This is a genomic window from Azospirillum formosense, assembly GCF_040500525.1.
Lineage (GTDB): Bacteria > Pseudomonadota > Alphaproteobacteria > Azospirillales > Azospirillaceae > Azospirillum > Azospirillum formosense_A.
Map to the genome: position 1 here is coordinate 1,298,591 of NZ_CP159402.1, position 21,272 is coordinate 1,319,862.

Annotated in this window: 20 protein-coding genes; 11 read left to right on the forward strand and 9 right to left on the reverse strand. The window is 67.9% G+C overall.

The features are described from left to right. Positions 1 to 17: 17 nt before the first annotated feature. From ABVN73_RS06205 to ABVN73_RS06225, 5 genes are all read left to right on the forward strand, one after another. Positions 18 to 1,550, forward strand: a complete 1,533-nt coding sequence (locus tag ABVN73_RS06205; RefSeq protein ID WP_353859378.1) for a replicative DNA helicase — start codon at positions 18 to 20, stop codon at positions 1,548 to 1,550. Then, a complete protein-coding gene (alr, locus tag ABVN73_RS06210) occupies positions 1,528 to 2,664 on the forward strand; it encodes an alanine racemase (protein ID WP_353859379.1) in 1,137 nt (378 codons plus the stop codon). Before ABVN73_RS06205 ends, alr begins: the two co-directional genes overlap by 23 nt. Then, complete coding sequence (locus ABVN73_RS06215) at positions 2,664 to 3,440, forward strand: ABC transporter permease (RefSeq protein ID WP_353859380.1); 777 nt, start codon at positions 2,664 to 2,666, stop codon at positions 3,438 to 3,440. The genes alr and ABVN73_RS06215 overlap by 1 nt, the downstream gene beginning before the upstream one ends. 22 nt (positions 3,441 to 3,462) lie before the next feature. Further along, the gene (locus ABVN73_RS06220) at positions 3,463 to 4,254 is read left to right on the forward strand and encodes an ATP-binding cassette domain-containing protein (protein ID WP_038530840.1); all 792 of its coding nucleotides are present in this window, start codon (positions 3,463 to 3,465) and stop codon (positions 4,252 to 4,254) included. A 116-nt stretch (positions 4,255 to 4,370) separates the two neighbouring features. Continuing rightward, a complete protein-coding gene (locus ABVN73_RS06225) occupies positions 4,371 to 4,589 on the forward strand; it encodes a hypothetical protein (protein WP_353859381.1) in 219 nt (72 codons plus the stop codon). Between the two features lie 3 nt (positions 4,590 to 4,592). Here ABVN73_RS06225 and ABVN73_RS06230 read toward each other — a convergent pair whose 3' ends face one another. Together ABVN73_RS06230 and map are read right to left on the reverse strand one after the other, a co-directional pair. After that, positions 4,593 to 5,183 carry an NUDIX hydrolase gene (locus tag ABVN73_RS06230; RefSeq protein ID WP_353859382.1) on the reverse strand — a complete coding sequence of 197 codons (591 nt, stop codon included), beginning with the start codon at positions 5,181 to 5,183 and terminating at the stop codon, positions 4,593 to 4,595. Continuing rightward, entirely contained in the window at positions 5,180 to 6,007 is an 828-nt protein-coding gene (map, locus tag ABVN73_RS06235) for a type I methionyl aminopeptidase (RefSeq protein ID WP_353859383.1), read from the reverse strand. Before map ends, ABVN73_RS06230 begins: the two co-directional genes overlap by 4 nt. Before the next feature lie 158 nt (positions 6,008 to 6,165). Between map and radA the strand changes: the two genes are divergently transcribed. The 4 genes from radA to ABVN73_RS06255 all read left to right on the forward strand — a co-directional run bounded on the left by radA (position 6,166) and on the right by ABVN73_RS06255 (position 10,658). Continuing rightward, positions 6,166 to 7,566, forward strand: a complete 1,401-nt coding sequence (radA, locus tag ABVN73_RS06240; protein WP_353859384.1) for a DNA repair protein RadA — start codon at positions 6,166 to 6,168, stop codon at positions 7,564 to 7,566. 56 nt (positions 7,567 to 7,622) lie between these two features. Continuing rightward, the gene (locus ABVN73_RS06245) at positions 7,623 to 8,309 is read left to right on the forward strand and encodes a CvpA family protein (protein ID WP_353859385.1); all 687 of its coding nucleotides are present in this window, start codon (positions 7,623 to 7,625) and stop codon (positions 8,307 to 8,309) included. Positions 8,310 to 8,408: 99 nt separating this feature from the next. Then, positions 8,409 to 9,857, forward strand: coding sequence for an amidophosphoribosyltransferase (gene purF, locus ABVN73_RS06250; protein WP_353859386.1), 1,449 nt, complete (start codon positions 8,409 to 8,411; stop codon positions 9,855 to 9,857). Positions 9,858 to 9,947: 90 nt separating this feature from the next. Continuing rightward, the gene (locus tag ABVN73_RS06255; protein WP_014240364.1) at positions 9,948 to 10,658 is read left to right on the forward strand and encodes an SDR family NAD(P)-dependent oxidoreductase; all 711 of its coding nucleotides are present in this window, start codon (positions 9,948 to 9,950) and stop codon (positions 10,656 to 10,658) included. A 60-nt stretch (positions 10,659 to 10,718) separates the two neighbouring features. Here the strand turns inward: ABVN73_RS06255 and der are convergent, their stop codons facing one another. The 5 genes from der to ABVN73_RS06280 all read right to left on the reverse strand — a co-directional run bounded on the left by der (position 10,719) and on the right by ABVN73_RS06280 (position 15,889). Further along, positions 10,719 to 12,122, reverse strand: coding sequence for a ribosome biogenesis GTPase Der (gene der, locus ABVN73_RS06260; RefSeq protein WP_353859387.1), 1,404 nt, complete (start codon positions 12,120 to 12,122; stop codon positions 10,719 to 10,721). Positions 12,123 to 12,158: 36 nt separating this feature from the next. Continuing rightward, complete coding sequence (locus ABVN73_RS06265; protein WP_353859388.1) at positions 12,159 to 13,541, reverse strand: PQQ-binding-like beta-propeller repeat protein; 1,383 nt, start codon at positions 13,539 to 13,541, stop codon at positions 12,159 to 12,161. Then, complete coding sequence (locus tag ABVN73_RS06270) at positions 13,541 to 14,185, reverse strand: hypothetical protein (protein ID WP_353859389.1); 645 nt, start codon at positions 14,183 to 14,185, stop codon at positions 13,541 to 13,543. The genes ABVN73_RS06265 and ABVN73_RS06270 overlap by 1 nt, the downstream gene beginning before the upstream one ends. A 283-nt stretch (positions 14,186 to 14,468) precedes the next feature. After that, positions 14,469 to 15,023 carry a thioredoxin family protein gene (locus ABVN73_RS06275; RefSeq protein WP_353859390.1) on the reverse strand — a complete coding sequence of 185 codons (555 nt, stop codon included), beginning with the start codon at positions 15,021 to 15,023 and terminating at the stop codon, positions 14,469 to 14,471. Between the two features lie 218 nt (positions 15,024 to 15,241). Then, the gene (locus ABVN73_RS06280) at positions 15,242 to 15,889 is read right to left on the reverse strand and encodes a response regulator transcription factor (protein ID WP_353859391.1); all 648 of its coding nucleotides are present in this window, start codon (positions 15,887 to 15,889) and stop codon (positions 15,242 to 15,244) included. Positions 15,890 to 16,733: 844 nt separating this feature from the next. Between ABVN73_RS06280 and ABVN73_RS06285 the strand changes: the two genes are divergently transcribed. Beyond that, positions 16,734 to 17,411, forward strand: coding sequence for a LuxR C-terminal-related transcriptional regulator (locus tag ABVN73_RS06285; RefSeq protein ID WP_035674675.1), 678 nt, complete (start codon positions 16,734 to 16,736; stop codon positions 17,409 to 17,411). Positions 17,412 to 17,668: 257 nt separating this feature from the next. Here the strand turns inward: ABVN73_RS06285 and ABVN73_RS06290 are convergent, their stop codons facing one another. Then, positions 17,669 to 18,361, reverse strand: a complete 693-nt coding sequence (locus ABVN73_RS06290) for a response regulator transcription factor (protein WP_059398793.1) — start codon at positions 18,359 to 18,361, stop codon at positions 17,669 to 17,671. A 491-nt stretch (positions 18,362 to 18,852) separates the two neighbouring features. Between ABVN73_RS06290 and ABVN73_RS06295 the strand changes: the two genes are divergently transcribed. Continuing rightward, positions 18,853 to 19,035, forward strand: coding sequence for a hypothetical protein (locus ABVN73_RS06295; RefSeq protein ID WP_353859392.1), 183 nt, complete (start codon positions 18,853 to 18,855; stop codon positions 19,033 to 19,035). 121 nt (positions 19,036 to 19,156) lie between these two features. Here the strand turns inward: ABVN73_RS06295 and ABVN73_RS06300 are convergent, their stop codons facing one another. Continuing rightward, on the reverse strand, positions 19,157 to 20,608 hold the full coding sequence (locus ABVN73_RS06300) for an ATP-binding protein (protein WP_353859393.1): 1,452 nt from the start codon (positions 20,606 to 20,608) through the stop codon (positions 19,157 to 19,159). Positions 20,609 to 21,272 lie beyond the last annotated feature (664 nt).

Consider the following 21,272-nt stretch of genomic DNA (forward strand, 5'->3'; position numbering starts at 1 on the left):
TTTGCTAAAGTGCCGCCATGGATGACAAGACCACCCAGCTTTTCGAGCCGCGCCCCCTCGACGGCGGGCTGTCCCGTGCCGGTGCCGCGAAGCCGACGGCGGAATACCGCACGCCGCCGCACAACGAGGAGGCGGAACAGGCGCTTCTCGGCGCCATCCTGGTGAACAACAAGGCGTACGAGAAGGTCGGCGAGTTCCTGCGCGCCGAGCATTTCTACGACCCGGCGCACCAGCGCATCTATTCGGCCATCGCCAAGATGGTGGAGCGCGGCCAGATCGCCAACCCGGTGACGCTGAAGGCCTATTTCGACAACGACGCCGAATTGGCGCCGGACGGCGGCGCCGGCTATCTGGCGCAGCTCGCCGCCAACGTCGTGACGGTGGTCAACGCGGGCGATTACGGCAAGACGATCCACGACCTCTTCCTGCGCCGGCAGTTGATCGAGGTCGGCACGGACATGGTGAACGAGGCGTACCAGCACGACCTCGACATCGACGCCATGGACCAGATCGAGACGGCGGAGAAGCAGCTCTTCGACCTCGCCTCGACCGGCGACGTGCGCGGCGGCTTCATCGCCTTCTCCGAGTCGCTGAAGGCGGCCATCGCCACGGCGGAGACGGCCTTCCGCCGGTCCAGCCACGTCACCGGCGTGACCACCGGCCTGCGCGACATGGACCGTAAGCTGGGCGGCCTGCACCCGTCGGACCTCATCATCCTCGCCGGGCGCCCCTCCATGGGCAAGACGGCGCTGGCGACCAACATCGCCTTCAACGCCGCCAAGGCGCACATGCGCAGCAACGGCGGCGAGGGCGCGCCGGTCGGCTTCTTCTCGCTGGAAATGTCGGCGGAGCAGCTCGCCACCCGTATCCTGGCCGGCGAGGCCGAGGTGTCGGGCGACAAGATCCGCCGCGGCGAGATCAAGGACAGCGACTTTCCCAAGTTCGTGGCGGCCAGCCAGGAACTTAGCCGCGTCCCCTTCTTCGTGGACGACACGCCGGCCTTGACCATCGCCGCGGTGCGCACCCGCTGCCGCCGGCTGAAGCGCACGCACGGTCTGGGCATGGTGGTGGTGGACTATCTTCAGCTCCTGCGCGGCGGCTCGACCAAGGGCAACGAGAACCGCGTGCAGGAAATCTCGGAGATCACCCGCGGCCTGAAGGCCATCGCCAAGGAGCTGGAAGTGCCGGTGCTGGCGCTGTCCCAGCTCAGCCGCGCGGTGGAAATGCGCGAGGACAAACGGCCGCAGCTCGCCGACCTGCGCGAATCGGGCTCCATCGAGCAGGACGCCGACGTGGTGATGTTCGTTTACCGCGAACAGTACTATCTTGAGCGCGCCGAGCCGGCCCGCCGGCCGGAGGAGACGGAGGACAAGTACAACGACCGCTACGCCAACTGGCAGAAGCGCTACGCCGAGGTGCACAACACCGCGGAGGCGATCATCGCCAAGCAGCGCCATGGCCCGATCGGCAGCGTCCGCATGTTCTTCGACGGACAGTTCACGAAATTCGGCGACCTCGACACGACCCATGACTTCGGCCCCACTGAGTGATCCGCTGGCCCGCGCCGGCGCCGTCCTGACCATCGACCTCGGCGCCATCGTCGCCAACTGGACGCAGCTCCGCGACCGGGTGGCCCCGGCGGAATGCGCCGCCGTGGTCAAGGCGAACGCCTATGGCCTGGGGGTGGAGCGCGTCGTTCCGGCGCTCGCCGCCGCCGGCTGCCGGACCTTCGTGGTCGCCCAGTTCGAGGAGGCGCTGGCGGTGCGCGCCGTGGCGCCGGCGAACGCCCGCGTCCTGTCGCTGGGCGGCCTGCCCGCCGGCACCGCGCCGGACTTCACCGCCCGTCGCATCCTGCCGGTGCTCAACCATCTGGGCGACATCGCCGCGTGGCAGGCCCACGCCCGGGCGCGGGGCACCGCCCTGCCCGCCGTGGTCCACATCGACACCGGGATGAACCGACTCGGGCTCGGCCCGGACGAGCTGGACACGCTGGTCGGCGACCTCTCCCGGCTGGACGGGGTCGATGTCCGGGTGTGGATGACCCACCTCGCCTGCGCCGACGAGGATTCGGTGATGAACAGCCAGCAGCTCGGGCGCTTCCGCTCGGCGGTCGGACGGCTGCCCGCGGCCGAGGCCAGCTTCGCCAACTCGTCCGGGATCTTCCACGGGTCGGCCTTCCATTTCGACCTCGTGCGGCCCGGCTGCGCGCTCTACGGCGTGAATCCCACGCCCGCCGCGGCGAACCCGATGCGGGACACCATCCGGCTCGACGCCCGGCTGCTTCAGGTGCGCAACGTTGACAGCCCTATGACCGTTGGCTACGGTGCGACGCACCGCGTTGCGGCGAGAGGCAAAATCGCAACCATCGCAGTGGGTTATGCCGACGGATATCTGCGCTCGCTCAGCGGGCGCGGCCATGTCTTCGTCAACGGCGTGGCCGCTCCGGTGGTTGGGCGCGTTTCGATGGATCTGGTTACGGTGGATGTCAGCCACCTTCCCGACGAGGCGGTGACGCCCGGCGGGCTGGTGGAGCTGATCGGTCCGAACCGCCCGGTGGACACCGTGGCGAGCGAGGGCGGAACCATCGGCTACGAGATCCTGACCTCGCTGGGCGCGCGTTACCACAGGGTCTACCGCGACCCGCCGCCGCCTGAGGTCGCTTGATGGGTTTCCTTGCCGCCACCGGACGGGCCTTCCTGATCTTTCTGGAAGCCACCGGTAAGCTCGCCATGTTCACCGGTTCCGCCCTGTCGCACTGCGTGCGCCCGCCGTTCTATCCACGGCAGATCCTGCGCCAGATGGTCGACATCGGCTATTACTCGCTCCCGGTGGTCGGGCTGACCGCCCTGTTCACCGGCATGGTGCTGGCGCTGCAGAGCTATTCCGGCTTTTCCCGCTTCCAGGCGGAGGGCGCCATCGCCACGGTGGTCGCCCTGTCGGTGACGCGGGAACTGGGGCCGGTGCTGGGCGGCCTGATGGTCGCCGGCCGCATCGGCGCCGCCATGGCCGCCGAGATCGGCACCATGCGCGTGACCGAGCAGATCGACGCGCTGTCGACCCTGTCCACCAACCCGTTCAAATATCTGGTGGCGCCGCGCCTGATCGCCGGGCTGACCATGCTGCCGCTGCTGGTGCTGGTCGCCGACATCATCGGCGTGTTCGGCGGCTTCCTGGTCGGCGTCTACCGGCTGGACTTCAACCCGGCCTCCTACATCGGCCGGACCTGGGAGTTCCTGGAGCCGATCGACGTGATCTCCGGTCTCGTCAAGGCGGCGGTGTTCGGCTTCATGGTGTCGCTGATGGGCTGCTACCACGGCTACCATTCGCGCGGCGGCGCCCAGGGCGTGGGCGCGGCGACGACCAACGCCGTGGTGTCCGCCTCCATCCTGATCCTGGTGTGGAACTACCTCATCACCGGCATCTTCTTCTCGACGAAGTGAGCGCAGAGCAATGAGCGAGTCCATGTCGCAGGTTCCCCCCGCTCATCCGCCGAAGATTGCGCTGAAGAACGTGCACAAGGCGTTCGGACCGAAGGTGGTGCTCAACGGCATCGACCTGGAGGTCGGGCGCGGCGAATCGCTGGTCGTCATCGGCGGGTCCGGCACCGGCAAGTCGGTGATGCTGAAGTGCATCCTCGGCCTCCTGTCGCCGGACAGCGGCTCCATCCGCGTCGATGGCGAGGAGACGACCAAGCTGCGCCCGCGCGAGCGGGAGAAGCTGCTGCACAAGTTCGGCATGCTGTTCCAGGGCGCCGCCCTGTTCGACAGCCTGAAGGTCTGGGAGAACGTCGCTTTCGGCCTGATCCAGGGCGAGCACATGCCGCGCGCCAAGGCCAAGGATATCGCCATCGCCAAGATGGGCGCCGTCGGCCTCGGCCCGGAGGTGGGAGAGCTGTTCCCGTCGGAGCTGTCGGGCGGCATGCAGAAGCGCGTCGGCCTCGCCCGCGCCATCGCCGACGAGCCGGAGATCATCTTCTTCGACGAGCCGACGACCGGCCTCGACCCGATCATGGCCGACGTGATCAACGAGCTGATCGTGAAGTGCGTGAAGGACCTCGGCGCCACCGCCGTGACCATCACCCACGACATGGCCTCGGCCCGCAAGATCGCCGACCGCGTGGCGATGATCTACCAGGGCCGGATCATCTGGACCGGCCACGCGAACGACATCGACAACTCCGGCAACCCCTACGTGGACCAGTTCGTCCACGGGCGGGGCGAAGGGCCGATCAAGATGCAGGTGCGGGCGCTCTGACGCGCCCGGCCGGCGGGCCCCAGGGCCGGTTTGTGCAAAATTAACCTGCCGCCCGGTAGGGTCGGCCACCAAGAACGCCGGCCGCCACAGGCCGGCGCCCCATCGGAGAGACGATCATGGCGGACATCACCACGAACGGACTGGCCTTCGCGAGCTTCATGCTGAGCGCCAAGATCCTGGAGACGCTCCAGGCCAAGGGGCTGCTGACCAACGAAGAGACGGTGCAGACCATCAAGAACACCCACGAGCAGCTTCTCAAGAACGACAACCAGCTGTCGCTCGAAGCCGCCGACGCGCTCGCCCATTTCTTCGCCGGTCCGACCGACGGGAAGTGACCGTCAGGGCGCCGGACGCGCCGCCGACCGCGCGAGGTTGTCGCGCAGCTCCGGCAGCAGGACGGCGCCCAGCATGGCGATGACCGGCAGCAGGGCGTAATCGCCCTCGGCCGCCGCGGCGATCAGCTCCCCGCGGGTCAGAAGTTCCAGCCGCATCTCCTCCAGGTCCCCGGAGTCCGCATCGGCCACCTTGCGGGCGTTGCGGGCGTGGAACATGTGGCAGACGCAGCCGCGCTGGTTGGCCTGCACCACGTAGGAGCCGAGCGCGGTCCACTCCTCCGCGGCGTAGCCGGTCTCCTCCAGCAATTCCCGCTTCGCCGCGGCCAACGGCTCCTCGCCGGGGTTCAGGGCGCCGGCGGGAAAGGTCTGGCTGACGCGGCGCGGGCCATGCTTGTAGGTGCGCAGCATCAGGACGCGCCCGTCCTCGTCCTCGACGAACATCTGGACGAAGTCCGTCTGCTCGACCTGATAGAAATTCTCCACCCGCCTCCCTTCCGGCGTCTCGACGGTCTCGGCGTGCACCGTCAGGAAGGGCCCCGCGTCCAGCAGGGTCCGGCGCTCCAGGACCGTCCAGGGTTTCAGGTCCCCGCTCATGCCGCGGCGGCTCCGGTCGCGGTTTCGTAGGGCGGCTGGGTGTAGCCGGCCGGCGACAGGGTGAAGATTTCGCAGCCCGTCTCGGTGATGCCGACCTGATGCTCGAACTGGGCGGACAGGGAGCGGTCGCGGGTGACGGTGGTCCAGCCGTCCGACAGGATCTTCACGTCCGGCTTGCCGGCGTTGAGCATCGGCTCGATGGTGAAGACCATGCCCGGAACCAGCAGCACCCCGGTGCCGCGCTTGCCGAAATGGTCGACGTGCGGCGCGTCGTGGAACACCCGGCCGATGCCGTGCCCGCCGAAATCGCGCACCACCCCGTAACGGTGGGATTCGGCCAGGGTCTGGATGGCGTGGCCGACGTCGCCCAGATGGTTGCCCGGCTTGGCCTGCGCGATGCCGGCCATCATCGCCTTGTAGGTGATGTCCACCAGCTTGCGCGCCTTCACCCCGATCTTGTCGCCGACGAAGAACATCCGGCTGGTGTCGCCGTACCAGCCGTCGAGGATCACCGTCACGTCGATGTTCACGATGTCGCCGTCGACCAGCGTCTTGTCGTCGGACGGAATGCCGTGGTTCACCACGTGGTTCGGCGAAATGCAGCTTGCCGCCGGATAGCCGTGGTAGCCGAGGGTCGCGGGGATGGCGCCGTTGTCCCGCATGAAGGTTTCGATCAGCCGGTTCAGATGGCCCGTGCTGACCCCCGGCACCACCTGGGGCGTGATGTGGTCGAGCGTCGCCGCGGCCAGCCGCCCGGCCTTGCGAATCGCCTCGAACTCCTCCGGGCCATGCAGCGGGATCTTCCGCGCGTCCTTGTCCGCCACCGTGTCACCTCACATCCGTTGTTCATCGTGATTCCGGAAGAGAACCTACCACCGGAACGGCCGAGAAAAGCCCCAGCTTTTTATCACCTCTGCCATAGGATTTAGAACGTCAGCTTGCTATATGTGGGGCGCTGCCGCTCCAACCAAACGCTAGACCTTTGGCAAAGCCAACAACCCGCTATGTCTGCCAGGCTTGCGGCGCGTCCTTCCCGAAATGGGCGGGCCGCTGCGACGCCTGCGGCGAATGGAACACCCTCGTCGAGGAAGCCGCCCCGGAAGCCGCCCCCAAGGGATTGGGCGTGGCGCGCGGACGCCGGCTGGACTTCGTCGGGCTGGCCGGCTCCAGCGAGGCGCCGCCGCGCCGCATGACCCGCATCGAGGAGTTCGACCGCGTCTGCGGCGGCGGCCTCGTCCCCGGATCGGCGATCCTGATCGGCGGCGACCCCGGCATCGGCAAATCGACCCTCCTCCTTCAGGCGATGGCCCGGCTGTCCCAGGAACACCGCTGCGCCTACGTCTCCGGCGAGGAGGCGGTGGATCAGGTGCGGCTGCGCGCCGTCCGGCTGGGCTGCGCCGCGGCACCGGTCCAGCTCGCCTCGGCGACCAGCGTGCGCGACATCGTCGCCTCGCTGGACGGCACGGACGGGCCGGAGGTCGTGGTGATCGATTCGATCCAGACCATGTATGTGGACAATCTGGACAGCGCCCCCGGCACGGTCGCCCAGGTCCGCGCGAGCGCGCAGGAGCTGATCCGCGTCGCCAAGCGGCGCGGCTGCGTCCTGCTTCTGGTCGGCCACGTCACCAAGGAAGGCACCATCGCCGGTCCCCGCGTGCTGGAGCACATGGTCGACACGGTGCTCTATTTCGAGGGCGAGCGCGGCCACCAGTTCCGCATCCTGCGCGCGGTGAAGAACCGCTTCGGCGCGACGGACGAGATCGGTGTGTTCGAAATGACCGACGGCGGTCTGGGCGAGGTCGCCAACCCCTCCGCCCTGTTCCTGGCGGAGCGGCGCGGCGACGTGTCGGGCGCCGCGGTCTTCGCCGGCATGGAGGGCACCCGCCCCGTGCTGGTCGAGGTCCAGGCGCTGGTCGCCCCCTCCCCGCTCGGCACGCCGCGGCGCGCGGTGGTCGGCTGGGATTCGGCGCGGCTCGCCATGGTCCTGGCGGTGCTGGAGGCGCGCTGCGGCGTGCAGATCGGCGCCAACGACGTCTATCTGAACGTGGCCGGCGGGCTGCGCATCACCGAGCCGGCGGCGGACCTCGCGGTCGCCGCGGCTCTGGTCTCGTCCCTGACCGGGGAGCCGGTGCCCGCCGACGCCGTGGTCTTCGGCGAGATCGGCCTGTCGGGCGAGGTGCGCGCCGTGGGCCAGAGCGATTCCCGGCTGAAGGAAGCCGCGAAGCTGGGGTTTTCAACGGCGATCTTTCCGGCTAGACGGAACGGCAAGAAGCCGGGGCGCGGCGACACCGGCCTGAAATCGGTCGAGCTGCAGCAGCTCAGTGAACTGCTGCCGCTGTTCCAGGCCGGATCGGGGACCCGACCGCCGCGCGACCGGGATTAGAGCGTCTGGTTTGACACGAGCATCTGAAGCGAAAGCGCACGAGGCGTAGCGGCGTTATGGACACCTTCCCGATCAACCCGGCCGATCTGGCCGTCATCGTCGTGCTTCTGCTGTCGGCGTTGCTGGCCTTCACCCGCGGCATGGTGGCCGAGGTGCTGTCGGTCGCGGCCTGGGTCGGTGCGGCGCTGATCACGCTGAACGCCCTGCCCCACGTGCTGCCCATCGCGCAGACCTACATCCATGTCGAGATGGCCGCCTACGCCGCGTCGGCGGTGGCGCTGTTCGTCGTCAGCCTTGTGGTTCTGACGATCCTGGGCCGCGTGGTGTCGCGCGGGGTGCAGAATTCCGGCCTCTCGGCGCTCGACCGCTCGCTGGGCTTTGTCTTCGGGTTGCTGAAGGGTGCAATCCTCGCCTCCGTCGCCTATCTCTTCTTCGCTTGGCTGGTGCCGAACCCGGCGGAGCATCCGGCGTGGCTGCAGAGCGCCAAGACCCGGCCGATGCTGGTGTCCGGCGCCGCCATGATTTACGAGGTCATGCCGGACTCGCTGCGCAAGGACGGGCTGGGCCAGATGGACATGGCGCGGGAGCGCGCGCGGCAGGCGGTGGAGGCCAAGGAGGCCCTGGACCGTCTGTCCACGCCGGTTCCCGGGGCGCCGAAGACCGGTGGTGCGTCGCAATCCGATACCGGCTATAAGGACCGGGACCGCGGCGACCTTGAGCGACTGATCCAGAACGCACGCTGAACGCCGCGCGGTGCAGAGTGCCTGTGTGTAACGCCCCGCTGGCAAGAGGCCGCCGGGGCAATGCCCTTTGGTGATGCTGTGTATGACGAGGATCTTCCGATGCTGACGACGCATCCGTTCGACGACGACAAGCTGCGCGAGGAGTGCGGCGTGTTCGGCATCCACAGCCATCCGCAGGCGGGGGCCATCACCGCGCTCGGCCTGCATGCGCTGCAGCATCGCGGCCAGGAAGCCTGCGGCATCGTCAGCCACGACGGCGACCGCTTCCATCTGGAGCACACCCTGGGCCTCGTCGGCGATCACTTCTCGTCGGAAGCGATCATCGGCAAGCTGAAGGGCCCGCAGGCCATCGGCCACGTCCGCTACGCCACCACGGGCGACACGACGATCCGCAACGTCCAGCCGCTCTACGCCGACTTCGAGTTCGGCGGCTTCGCGCTGGCCCACAACGGCAACCTGACCAACGCGCACACGCTGCGCCGCCAGCTCGTCCGCCGCGGCTGCCTGTTCCAGTCCACCACCGACACCGAGACCATCGTCCATCTGATGGCCATCGCCCGTGGCGGCTCGCCGGTGGACCGGCTGATCGAGGCGGTGCGGCAGGTCGAAGGCGCCTTCTCCCTGGTGGCGCTGACCCCGAACGAGGTGATCGGCGTGCGTGACCCGCTGGGCGTCCGCCCGCTGGTCCTGGGCAAGCTGGGCGACACCTACATCGTGACCAGCGAGACCTGCGCCCTGGACATCGTCGGCGCCGATTACGTGCGCGACGTCGAGCCGGGCGAGATGGTCGTTTTGAACGACCAGGGCGTACAGAGCCTGCGCCCCTTCCAGCCGCAAGGCCGCCGCTTCTGCATCTTCGAGTACATCTACTTCGCGCGTCCCGACAGCGTGATGGAGGGGTCCTCCGTCTACAACGCCCGCCAGCGGATCGGCGCCGAGCTGGCCCGCGAATCGGGGATCGAGGCCGATGTGGTGGTGCCGGTGCCCGACAGCGGCGTGCCGGCGGCCCTCGGCTACGCCACGCAGAGCGGCGTGCCCTTCGAGCTGGGCATCATCCGCAACCACTATGTCGGCCGCACCTTCATCGAGCCGACCGACCAGATCCGCCATCTGGGCGTGAAGCTGAAGCACAACGCCAACCGCGCCATGATTGAGGGCAAGCGGGTGGTGCTGGTGGACGACAGCATCGTGCGCGGCACGACCTCGAAGAAGATCGTCGAGATGGTGCGCGCTGCCGGGGCGAAGGAGGTGCACATGCGCATCTCCAGCCCGCCGACCTCGCACCCCTGCTTCTACGGCATCGACACGCCGGAGCAGAGCAAGCTGCTGGCCCACCGCATGTCGGTGGAGGAGATGCGCGACTTCATCCAGGCCGACAGCCTCGCCTTCATCTCGCTGGACGGCCTTTACCGCGCCATGGGCGCGGAGCGGCGCGACCCGCAAAACCTGACCTTCTGCGACGCCTGTTTCACCGGCGACTACCCCATCGCGTTGACCGACGCGCTGGATCACCCGCCGGTCGAGGCGAACGTCCGCATCCGCGCCTGACCGCCTGACCACCGCCGCGACGGGCCGGCCGCAACCCAGCGGACCGGCCCGTTTGCCAATCCCGCTACCGAACTTCGTCGAGTCGCCGCCATGTCCCGTCTTTCCGGCCGCACCGCCCTCATCACCGGCGCCTCGCGCGGCATCGGCGCCGCCGTCGCCAAGCGCTTCGCCGCCGAAGGCGCCCACGTCATCCTCGCCGCCCGCACCGTCGGCGGACTGGAGGAAACCGACGACGCGATCTTCCAGGCCACCGGCCGCAACGCCACGCTGGTCCCGCTGGACCTGCGCCAGTTCGACAAGATCGACCAGCTCGGCTACTCGATCTTCGAGCGCTTCGGGAAGCTCGACATCCTGGTCAGCAACGCCGGCGTCCTGGAGGCGCTGGGGCCGGTCGCCCATTACGATCCGAAGCTGTGGCAGCGCGTGATGGACGTGAACGTCACGGCCAACTTCCGCCTGATCCGCTCCTTCGACCGCCTGCTGCGCGCGTCCGACGCGGGGCGCGCCATCTTCGTGACGTCGGGTGCCGCGAACGCGCCGTACCCCTACTGGAGCCCGTACGGGGCCAGCAAGGCGGCGCTGGAGATGATGGTGAAGACCTACGCGATGGAAATCGCCTCGTCGAACCTGCGCGTCAATCTGGTCGATCCCGGCATCGTGGCGACCAAGCTGCGCATGCAGGCTTTCCCCGGCGAGGACCAGACCAAGCTGGCCCAGCCGGACGACGTGGCCGAGGCCTTCGTGGCTCTGGCCGAGGCCTCCTGCACCCGCCACGGCGAGGTCGTGTCGGCGCAGGGATAAGAGTTTCGGGGCAAGAGTTTCGAGGGGTGGCGGCAACGAGCCTCCACCCCTCACACCCGATCAATCGTCCGCGTACGGATTTTTCTGCTTGCGCAGGAGCAGCCGCACCGGCACGCCCGGCAGGTCGAACGTGTCGCGCAGATGCGCGATCAGATAGCGCTGGTAGCTTTCCGGCAAGTCCAGCGGCTTGTTCACGAACAGCGCCACGGTCGGCGGGCGCGTCTTCACCTGCGTGGCGTAGCGGATCTTCACGCGGCGGCCCTCGACCAGGGGCGGCGGGTGGTGATCCAGCACGCCCTCGATCCAGCGGTTGAGCTGGGCGGTCGGGATGCGGCGGTTCCACTGCCCGTACGTCGACAGGATCGAGTCCAGCAGCGTGTCGAGCTTCCTGCCCTGCAGGGCGGAGATGGTCACGACCTCCACGCCCTTGATCTGCGCCAGGGCGGCCTGGAGCTTGTCCTCGACCTGACGCAGGGCCATGGCGCGGTCGTCCACGGCGTCCCACTTGTTCAGGGCTATGACCAGGGCGCGGCCCTCCTCCACCACCATGCGGGCGATGGTCAGATCCTGCTTGTCGAGGATCTGGTTGGCATCGACCACGAGGAGGACGACCTGGGCCATGCGGACGACGCGCAGGGCGTCGGCGACGGCCAGCTTCTCCACCTTGGCGTCGACGCGGGCGCGCCGGCGCATGCCGGCGGTGTCGACCAGACGGAACTTGCGGCCGCGCCACTCCCAATCGACGCTGATGGCGTCGCGCGTCATGCCGGCCTCGGGACCGGTCAGCACGCGCTCCTCGCCGATCAGGGCGTTGAGCAGGGTGGACTTGCCGACGTTCGGCCGACCGACGATGGCGATCTGGATCGGGCGGGCGCGCTCCTCGTCGGTTTCCGGCTGGTCGCCGACGGGCAGTTCCTCGCCATCCTCCCCCTTGAGGGGGGGCGGGGCCTTCTCGACCGCCTCCGGCTCCGGCGGGGCATAGGGCAGCAGGGCCTGGACGAGATCGGCCATGCCCTCGCCATGCTCGGCCGACAGCGCGAGGGGCTCGCCAAGGCCAAGCTCGAAGGCCTCGTAGAGACCGGTCATCCCCACCTTGCCCTCGGCCTTGTTGGCGACGAGGATGACGGGGGTCTTGCCCTTGCGCAGCAGGGCCGCGAAATGGCGGTCGAGCGGCGTGATGCCGGTGCGGGCGTCCACGATGAACAGCGCCACGTCGGCGCGTTCCAGGGCACGTTCGGTCTGGCGGCGCATGCGCGCCTCCAGGCTGTCGTCGGTGACGTCCTCCAGGCCGGCGGTATCGACCACGGTGAAGGACAGCCCGCCCACGCGGGCGGGGGCCGAGCGCCAGTCGCGCGTCACGCCGGGCGTGTCGTCGACCAGCGCCAGCTTCTTGCCGGCCAAACGGTTGAACAGTGTCGATTTGCCGACATTCGGCCGACCGACGAGAGCGACGGTGAAGGACATCGGGCCGGGGGCCTTATAAAGAACCAGGGGCGGCGATCAGCGGTACGCCACCAGCGTACCGTTCTCGCCCAGGACATATAGGGTGTTGTTCGCCACGACCGGGGGCAAATAGGTGGAGGCCGGCAGCGAATAGCGGGTCAGCACCTGCCCGTCGGCGGGCGACAGGGCGAGCATCTGGCCGTTCGACCCAGTGACGTAGAGCTTGCCGCCCGCCAGGACCGGACCGGACCAGGTGATCGGCCCCTTCTTGTCCTCCGGATCGGTGAACTGCGCGAGCTGGGCGACCCAGCGCGCGTGGCCGGCCTGACGGGTCAGGGCGACCAGCTCCGAATCGTTGGTGACGACGAACAGATGGTCGCCGGCGAGCCAGGGGGTCTGGGTGCCGCCGATCTCCGCTTCCCACAGGCGGATGCCGATGCGCTCGTCGATGGCGACCATGCGACCGGAATGGCCGATGGCGTAGACGACGCCGCGGTCGATCACCGGCAGGCCGCGGATGTCGGCAAGGCTGCTCAGGGCGCCGCTGCGGCGGATCGCCGCCAGGCTCTCCTGCCACGCCACGCGCCCGTTCTCCGGGCGCAGCCCGTACAACTCGCCGGAGGAGTAAGGGGCGACGACCAGGGTCGGCGAGGCCGCCGGGCTGACGGCGCCCAACAGGCCCGCCGTTTCCAGGATGCCCTGATGCGACCACTGGACGGCGCCGTCGGAGGCCGACAGGGCGGTGAGCTGGTTGTCCAGCGTCAGGACGAGGACACGCCCGCCCTCCACGGTCGGAGCGCCGCGGACCGGACCCGGAACGCGCTTGCGCCAGACGATCGAGCCGTTGGCGGGATCGAGCGCCACCACCTCGCCGAAGCCGGTGGCCGCGAAGACGCGCCCGTCGGCGTAGGCGACGCCGCCGCCGCTGGCGCCGCCGCGCTCCTTCTCCGGCTTGGTGTCGACGCGCCAGAGCTGGCGCCCGGTCCGCTCATCGAGGGCGGCGACGTGCGAGTCGGCGTCCATGGCGAAGATGCGCCCGTCGGCGATGACCGGCGTCGCCAGAAGCGAGCGGGAGCTGCTGGCTCCGGTGCCGACGTCGCCGCGCCACGCCTCGGCGGGCGTGGCCGACAAGGCGAGGTTCCCGCCGGCGTGTTCCGGCGTGCCGCCGGGCTGCGCCCAGGACGGGTTGGCGACGGCGGTCGGCAGGGCGACCGGGGTGCCGACCAGCCGCTGGTCGACCTCGACCTTGCGCTCGCGGGTCAGGACGGACACCCGCTCGCCCGGCAGGGGCGGATCGGGGGTCTTGCCGAACCACCCGCTGACGGTGTCGCAGCCGCTGAGCAGCACGGCCAGCAGCGGGGCGGAAAGCAGGGCGGTGCGCAGGGAGAGGCGCTTCGCGGTCGGGTGCGCGGTCGGGGCGGCCATGGGAATGCGGGTCATCAGCTCTTGCCGTAGAGGGTGGCGAGATCGGCGGCGCGCGACCGGACGCCGGCCGGAGCCTGCGAGTCGTCGGCCAGTTGCTGGAACAGGGTCCGAGCCTTGTCCTTGTCCCCGGCACGGGCGGCGAGCACGGCGCTCATCTCGCGGGCGGAGAAGCGCCAGGGATTGGCGTCCGCCGTCAGCGGCTGGAGCCGCGCCTGGAGCTGGGCCGGATCACCGGAGTCGAGCTGATGCATCACCGACAGCAGGGCCGCCAGCTCGCGGTAGACCGCGGCGGCGCCGGCATTGCCGGACAGCTTGTCGTAAACGGCCACGGCCTCCGCCGTCTTGCCCTCGCGCGCCAGCAGGGCGGCGGCGTTCAGCTGGGCAAGCGCGGCCATGCCGGGATCGGCCTTGCCGGCGAAGGCGGCCAGCGCCTCGACGCCCTTGTCCGGCCCTTGCCCGGCCTGGGCCAGGGCGGCGGCCAGGGCCGTCGTCTCGCTCTCCTTCTGCGACTGCTGCCAGTTGCGCCAGGCGACCGTGCCGCCCGTCGCGGCGACGACCGCCAGCGCGGCCGCCAGCATGATGCCGCCGTAGCGCTTGAAGACGCGCTCCATGCGGTCGCGGCGCAGATCCTCGTCGACTTCGCGGAAAATATCGCTCATGGCTCTACAGCGGCATCCTACGGCACGAAAACCGTTACAGCGGGGATTGCGCCCGCGCGCGGCTGCGGCGGGCGGTTCTGATGGTTCAAAGGGCCGGATAGCATTGGGCGCCGCACGTGGTCAAGGCGCAACGGCGCCCGTGCGGGCATTTAAGCGGATTGCGACCCGCTGCGGACCGCGACGGCGGTCCCGGTCGCACAGGCGACCGGAACCCGCCGGCGAATGATACCATGGGAGTCCGAAGCGAAGGAGGGCGCGCTCTGAGGCTGCGCGCCGGGTGTGATCAGGCGGGATTGCGCCATTTGATGGAGCAGCCCATGCTGGGAATCTGGTCGGTCGGCCCCTGCCCCGTCTGCGCGATGCGCACCATCGCATGGAACAATTCGCGCGGAGCGTCGGGGATCGGCTCGCGCTTGGAGGCGTCCAGCCGCCCGCGGTACTGCAGGCAGAGGTCGGCGTTGAAGCCGAAGAAGTCGGGTGTGCAGACCGCGCCGTAGGCCCGCGCGACCTCCTGCGTCTCGTCGAGCAGGTAGGGGAAGGTGAAGCCATGCTCCGCCGCGAAGCGCTTCATGTTGTCGAAGCCGTCGTCGGGATAGGCGTCGGTGTCGTTGGACATGATGGCGACGGCGCCGATGCCGTGGGGCCGCAGCGCGTTGACCTCCTCGACGATTCGCCCGATCACCGCCTTCACGTAGGGGCAATGGTTGCAGATGAACATGACCAGTGTGCCGCTCGGCCCCTGGACGTCGGCCAGGCTGTAGGTCTTGCCATCGGTTCCCTTCAGGCTGAAATCCTCCGCCTTCCGGCCGAAGTCGCACACCGGTGTTTCCGCCGCCATCGCTGTCTGTCCTCCTCGTTGGGCCATGTTGGCTTATGTTGGCCGATGAATGCGCCGCTGCCGCCGGCGCGGGGTCGGGCATGAGTATATGAGGTGAGGCGAAAGCCGGAATCGGAAAGGCCGCGGCGGCACCTTGTTCGTGCCTGCTCGCGGCCCTGCCGGTCTCCAACCCGTGTTCTTGTGTTCTGCCCTGCCCCGCCGCGCTCGATCCCGGCCCCTTACGAGGCCATCGCGGCGGCGGCGATCACCGCCTGGGTGCGGTTCTTGACGCCCAGCGATTTGAAGATCGCCGTGACGTGGATCTTCACCGTGCCCTCGGACAGGCCGAGTTCGTAGGCGATCTGCTTGTTCGACTTGCCGGCCCGCAGGCAGTCCAGGACTTCCCGCTGGCGCTGGGTCAGGCCGTAGGCGCTGCGGTCCGCTCCGTCCAGGCGGCCACGGCGCGGCGCGGCGTCGGAGGCGGCGGTCGCGGCGGTGAGCGCGCCGGGAGGCACATAGATGCCGCCGGAGAAGACGAGGTTCAGCGCGCCCATCATCACCTTGACGCTGCTGGACTTGGGGATGTAGCCGGTGGCCCCGTGGTCGAGCGCGCCGCGGATGTCGCTCAGCGCCTCGGAGGCGGAGATCACCACCACCGGAACGCCCGGCTGGAGACTCTGCACCTCGCGCAGCCCGTCGAAGCCTGGCCAGTTCGGCATGTGCAGGTCCATCAGCACCACGTCGAACCCGCCGCCGATGCGGCATTGCTGAAGAACCTCGTCGAAGGTGCCCGCCTCGACGAAGATCGCGTCGCCGTGAAGCTGCTCCAGAAGACGGCGCAGGCCTTCACGGAAAAGGAGATGGTCGTCACCGATCAGAATCTTCATGGCCCCGTCCGCCTTCGTTTTTCCCGTTGCTTCGGATCAGCCCTCCCCGGACTAACCGGGCCACCCCATTGGCGATCCACCAACCCTTTCGCCCTGTGGCTTGAAGAACTGCTACCACATTCGGAAGAGGGGCAATATCCGGACAAGGGCCATAGGTCATTTGCGGCCGGGAACCACCGTCCCATACAGCGAAGGCCGACTGAACGAAACGGGAACTATGACCTAGCGTCTATGTCTCTGCACGAAAGAAAGCGGCAGCGGAATTCTTTCCATGTTTGGTTGTTCAAAACGATGGCGGCGGCGGTCACCGGCGGCAAAACACCCACCGCGCGCAGAGGGTTAGCACCAATGATCGAAATGCGCGAGAACCTACCCGATCGGTGCGCCGTCCCGTACGAATGGCCGGCTCATTTCCTGTGCGAACACCCCACTTTGCGACACACACCTGTACTGGCCTTTCAGCGCAGCTCGTCACAAAAGAGTTATCGCTTGGAGCGATCCTGTCGCCATTCAGATGCGCTTGACGATCTTGAGTGATCATCTATCGTTTGATTTACGTGTTACACGACTAATTTATAAACTGTTTGTCACAGTGTCAAGTTTTTTTCCAGGTTTGATGGATATATACCAGAAATTCGATGCAGTCTTTAAACGAAATCACTTAAGCGAAGACACAGAGCGCCGACGGATAGAGAGCACGAGACAAGCCTAAAACACAGGCGGCGATAATGCCCGACAAGGGCTTGCCGTGGATGCCTCCTCCAAACAGAGCTGACCCATGCACATGAACCATGAGTACGCCCAAGAGAAAGCATCGCACTCGACCCGCAACGCGGTGACCCCAATGCACGTCTGCCTGATTCTCGACAACAATTCCCTCACCGACACCGTGGTGCAGGCGCTCGACCGGGCCGGTCGCCATCGTGTGACCGTCTTCCACGACATATCGGAACTGACGCAGAGCACGCTGACGCCCGATGCGATCCTGATCGGCCTTCAGCAGTTCACCGCGCTGCGCGAGAACGAACCGATGGTCTATCTGCGGCTGTCACGCCGGTCGCGGATCGTCGTGGTGCTGTCGTCGCGGGAATTGCTGGACGCCGCACACATCCTGGCCTTTGCCGATGCGTGGGTGTTCGAGGACATCAACGTGGACCGCATCAACGAACTGCTGGATCTGGGGCTGGAGGGGCACTGTCTGATGCCCAAGCAGTTCCTGTCCCGGCTGGGCGTCGATGAGATCCGGCTGACGCTGCTGCCGCGGTTGTCGGAACCGGAGTTCGAGACCCTGCGCCTGCTCGGCCAGGGGCTTAACAACCGGACGATCGCCAACCAGCTCGATCTGTCCGAGGCGGTCATCAAGTCGATGGTGCGCAGTGTCCTGTCCAAGCTGCACTTCCGCAACAGAACGGAAGCCGGCGTCTTCGCCGCGCGACAGCAGGGCGCGTTGCAGTCCGCCCGGGAGGGCATGGTGCCGCCGCACATGCACGCGGCCCCGGCCCACCGGACCGGCACGTCCTGACGTCACGTCGGACGCGCTTCGCCCTGATCAACCGAAAGAATCCCGGCCACCGTGCCGGGATATTTTCTGTCCGCCCTTTGGGCTCTCATCGCCCCCCGGCCATGCCGAAGCGGCTCACCTCTCCCCTGGGGCCGGACGCGCAAGCAAGGACGCGCAAGTCATCAGACGCGCAAACGCCGGACCGGCCCGCCACCCCGGAAAGGGCATGGCGGGCCGGTCCGGCGCCTGCGCCGGCGGAGATGACCGCGGGAAAGCGGTTACTGGTGAGCCGCCGCCGCGGTCACCGCACCGGCTCCGGCCAGCTCGCCGCCGATGCCGTTGTTCAGCGCCCAGATGGCGGCCTGGGTGCGGTTGGAGGCGTTGATCTTGCGCAGCAGGCTCTTCAGGTGAACCTTCACCGTCGCCTCTGTGATGTTCAGGTGGTTGGCGATCATCTTGTTGCTGTCGCCGTTCAACAGGCAGCGCAGGATCTGGACCTCGCGCTGCGACAGGCCCTTGCGCGACACCGGCATGTCGGTGCCGTTCCCGTTCACCCGGCCGGAGATCAGCAGCGCCGCGAGATGGGTCGGAAACACCTTCTCGCCCATCATCACCAGGCGCAGCGACTGGGCGAGCGCGTCGGAGGACAGGTCCTTCATCAGATAGCCGTCGGCCCCGGCCTCCAGCGCGTTGGCGAGGCGGCGGGTGCACAGATCGCTGGTCAGGATGACCATGCGCGCCTCGGGAAGCTGGGCGCGCAGGCGCCGCATGCCGTCGGCCTCCTCCTCGCCCCCGTTCACCAGATCGAGCAGGATGAGCTGCGGCCGCAGGCCGTTCTCCACGGAATTCAGCGCCTCGCGCAGATTCCCTGCCTCGGCGGCGATCTGAAAGGGTGAGTCGTCGAGAAGCCTCTTCAGGCCTTCGCGGAACAGCTTATTGGAGTCGATCAGAAAAGCACGCACTGGTTCCATTGGTCAGCTCCCGCGATTTTTGGAAAATTGCTCTGACTCCCTGGGCAATCTTGTAGGTTACCAATCACCCGAGGTTTCCCCACCCGTGCCCCACCGATGGCATTGACGTGCCGATATTTTGGATGACCTTACCCCTGTGTCGTGCAACACGGTACCACTCTGTGGGATTAAAAGAAGAACGCATTGGACATATGCGCAAAGCTACTTTTAATCATGGATTACTGCATCTCTTTTAAAGTACACACCATCTCCAATCGAATGGATACTTTGCCGACTTCTCTACCACTTTCTTGCGGCGGGGCGCACGCTTTGGGTGCGCATGGGGAAAAGCCGGCTCATGGGAGTTGCCGAAAGTTCCCGACCCCAAACGGACAGGAGGCACTCATGCCGAAGAAGCGCATCCGCTCCTTGCCACGCCCGTCCTATGATCGCCACAGCCCCCTCGCCGTAGGTCATAACACCATGCGGAGGGAGCCTTCGCGACGGATGCGGTGCGTGACTCGATGTGGACGATGATCGGCGCGGCGGCGGCCGGCTACCTGCTGCTTCTCGCCCGAAGCGCCTGGAAGCAGGGGGAGATGCGCCAGTTCCTGCGCAGCCTCGCCATCGTGCTCGCCCTGTGCGCGCTGGTCGCCGGCGCGGTCCTCGCCGCGATCCTGCTCGATCTGCGCTGACCCCCGGCAAGCCGGACGCCGCAGCAAGCGAGGCGCGGAGGCAGGCCGGAACGCACGAAGGCCCCTCCCCGCCTGACGGCGGAAAGGGGCCTCCCCGGACCGGTCTGCCGTGGATGGACGGTCAGATCTGGCCGCGCTCGTGGGCCTGACGCATCAGCACATACTGGCGCATCATCTGGTTGCGGAAGCGGTAGCGGGTCCAGCCCGGCTCGACCACCGGAGCCAGCACGCCGCCATAGTCCTCCCGGCAGAGCCGCTCCAGTATGCCGAGCGCCTCCTTGGTCGGCGGAACGCCGTTCGGGCCGGCCAGTTCCTTCGGGTCGAAGGTTCCGTAGGAGTCCGCCGGGCACAGGGCGCAGGCCAGCAGCACGTCCTCCAGCTCGGCGCGGCGTTCGGCGGCCAGGGCACGGGCGTAGGAGTCGACGATGCCGCGCTCCGCCTCCTGCAGGCAGCGGGTGACCGCGTAGGCGAGGTCGTCCCGCTCCACCACCGTCGAGCCGCGGCTGACCGCGCTGCGGGCGGCGTGCAGGCCGAGAAGCTGGGCGTAATAGGGCAGACCGCGGACGAACTCGCAAACGCGGTCCACGGCCTCCGGCGCAAAGGCGATGCCGGCGTTCTCGGCCCCGGCGTTGATGAGGCGGCCGATCTCCACGTCGGTCATCAGCGGCAGATGCACCGGCACCAGCGAGCGCTGGATCGACGGGTGCTTGCCCAGGAGCTGGTCGAGGTTCTCCGCGACGCCGACCACCAGGAGGGTCACCGGGATGGAGCTGTCGGTCAGGTTCTTGAACAGCTCGGCCAGCTTGTTGCGGAAGTCCTCGTCGGTGACGCGGTCGTACTCGTCGAGGATCAGCAGCACATGGGTGGCGTGGATGCCCGACAGGACCTCGTTCAGCTCCGTCACGCTGAACCCGCCCTCGGGCAGAAGCTCATTGAAGCTGGTGAAGCTGCGGCGCGAGGCGAAGGGGTTGTCGATCCCCGACCGGTAATAGGTCGAGGGGATCTTCTTCAGGAAATGGCGGAAGATGTCCTCGAAGCTCAGCTCCGCGCTGCAGGTCAGCTTCAGCGAGAGGTAGCCGGCCTGGCCGGCGATCTTCTCGATGGCGTTGGCGACGGAGGTCTTGCCGCGGCCGCGGTCGCCGAACAGGATGACGTGCGCCCGTTCCTCCTCGATGGCGGAGATGATGCGCTTCAGCGTGTCGGTCCGGCCGATGAACAGCGAGTTGAGCTGCTGCTTGGGCCGCGTCGGCGTGAAGGCTTCGCGCAGCAGACCGTTCAGTTCGGGAGTGAGCCCCTTCAGCATCGCCGGCGCACCGACCGCCCCCGGTCCGCGCAGGCCGCCATTGACGGTCATGGTGAAGCGCGGGAGGTCCGTGTCGGCGGGGGCCGCCTGACCGCGCAGGCCGCCCAAGCCGCCGCCTCCGCCGAGCGGGCTGTTCAGCGCATCGTGCCGCAGCCCCGACGGGCCGCGCATCGTCTCGCCCAGCCCACCGCCAAGCCCATTCCCCGCCGCTCCGCCGACCGGGCGCAGGTGCGGGGCCGGACGGCCCGCGAGGGGGCTCTGGGATTGCATCGGCGGATGCCCGTGTGCCGCATTCCCCGGGGTGGAGCCCGGTCCGGCCGCTCCACCACCCGTGATGCCGCCACCCATGGACATCCGGTCATCCGCATCGGCGGTCGCCCGCCGCTTCCGAAAGAAGTTTCGCATCCGTCCCGATCCCAGAATTCCGCGTTGTCGTCACCAGCCGGCCCTGGCCGGTGGCCTGATCGTCGCGTCGCCCGCCCCGCTCCGGCCGGCCCCGGCTTGGCTGGGGCTGCCCGGCGGCTGCGGTGAACGCATTCCGGATGTAAGCGATGCGTCGCCAAGGGTTGCCTGGGATTTCGGATTATTATCCGGAGGAGGTCCAGCCCTTATGGCGACTCCTTTCGGATGGGGCGACGCCTCAGAAGCCGGCGGCGTGACCCAGCAGGGTCCAGACGAACAGGGTGCCGAACAGCGCCGTCAGGCCGGCAAGCTCGCGCAGGAAAACCAGGATCGTCATGGCAATCTCCCTTGATCGGTTGGCCGCGCCGCGGCGGGCGCCATCGGAACGCCAGATGTCGGCGGCGATGGAGAAAACCTAACAGAACAAAAAATGAACGACAAGCGCAATGTTCCTTATTTGTTCCAATCCCCCCCTCCGTACCGACGCTGCGGAACGCCGACGTTGGCAGCCGGCGTCGCGTTTCACGCTGCG

Excerpts from the sequence above, each read along its gene's own strand:
- ABVN73_RS06205 (WP_353859378.1), top strand. The coding sequence starts at position 18 with ATGGATGACAAGACCACCCAGCTTTTCGAGCCGCGCCCCCTCGACGGC.
- alr (WP_353859379.1), top strand. The coding sequence starts at position 1,528 with ATGACTTCGGCCCCACTGAGTGATCCGCTGGCCCGCGCCGGCGCCGTC.
- ABVN73_RS06215 (WP_353859380.1), top strand. The coding sequence starts at position 2,664 with ATGGGTTTCCTTGCCGCCACCGGACGGGCCTTCCTGATCTTTCTGGAA.
- ABVN73_RS06220 (WP_038530840.1), top strand. The coding sequence starts at position 3,463 with ATGTCGCAGGTTCCCCCCGCTCATCCGCCGAAGATTGCGCTGAAGAAC.
- ABVN73_RS06225 (WP_353859381.1), top strand. The coding sequence starts at position 4,371 with ATGGCGGACATCACCACGAACGGACTGGCCTTCGCGAGCTTCATGCTG.
- ABVN73_RS06230 (WP_353859382.1), bottom strand. The coding sequence starts at position 5,183 with ATGAGCGGGGACCTGAAACCCTGGACGGTCCTGGAGCGCCGGACCCTG.
- ABVN73_RS06245 (WP_353859385.1), top strand. The coding sequence starts at position 7,623 with ATGGACACCTTCCCGATCAACCCGGCCGATCTGGCCGTCATCGTCGTG.
- purF (WP_353859386.1), top strand. The coding sequence starts at position 8,409 with ATGCTGACGACGCATCCGTTCGACGACGACAAGCTGCGCGAGGAGTGC.
- ABVN73_RS06255 (WP_014240364.1), top strand. The coding sequence starts at position 9,948 with ATGTCCCGTCTTTCCGGCCGCACCGCCCTCATCACCGGCGCCTCGCGC.
- der (WP_353859387.1), bottom strand. The coding sequence starts at position 12,122 with ATGTCCTTCACCGTCGCTCTCGTCGGTCGGCCGAATGTCGGCAAATCG.
- ABVN73_RS06265 (WP_353859388.1), bottom strand. The coding sequence starts at position 13,541 with ATGACCCGCATTCCCATGGCCGCCCCGACCGCGCACCCGACCGCGAAG.
- ABVN73_RS06270 (WP_353859389.1), bottom strand. The coding sequence starts at position 14,185 with ATGAGCGATATTTTCCGCGAAGTCGACGAGGATCTGCGCCGCGACCGC.
- ABVN73_RS06275 (WP_353859390.1), bottom strand. The coding sequence starts at position 15,023 with ATGGCGGCGGAAACACCGGTGTGCGACTTCGGCCGGAAGGCGGAGGAT.
- ABVN73_RS06280 (WP_353859391.1), bottom strand. The coding sequence starts at position 15,889 with ATGAAGATTCTGATCGGTGACGACCATCTCCTTTTCCGTGAAGGCCTG.
- ABVN73_RS06285 (WP_035674675.1), top strand. The coding sequence starts at position 16,734 with ATGCACGTCTGCCTGATTCTCGACAACAATTCCCTCACCGACACCGTG.
- ABVN73_RS06290 (WP_059398793.1), bottom strand. The coding sequence starts at position 18,361 with ATGGAACCAGTGCGTGCTTTTCTGATCGACTCCAATAAGCTGTTCCGC.
- ABVN73_RS06300 (WP_353859393.1), bottom strand. The coding sequence starts at position 20,608 with ATGCAATCCCAGAGCCCCCTCGCGGGCCGTCCGGCCCCGCACCTGCGC.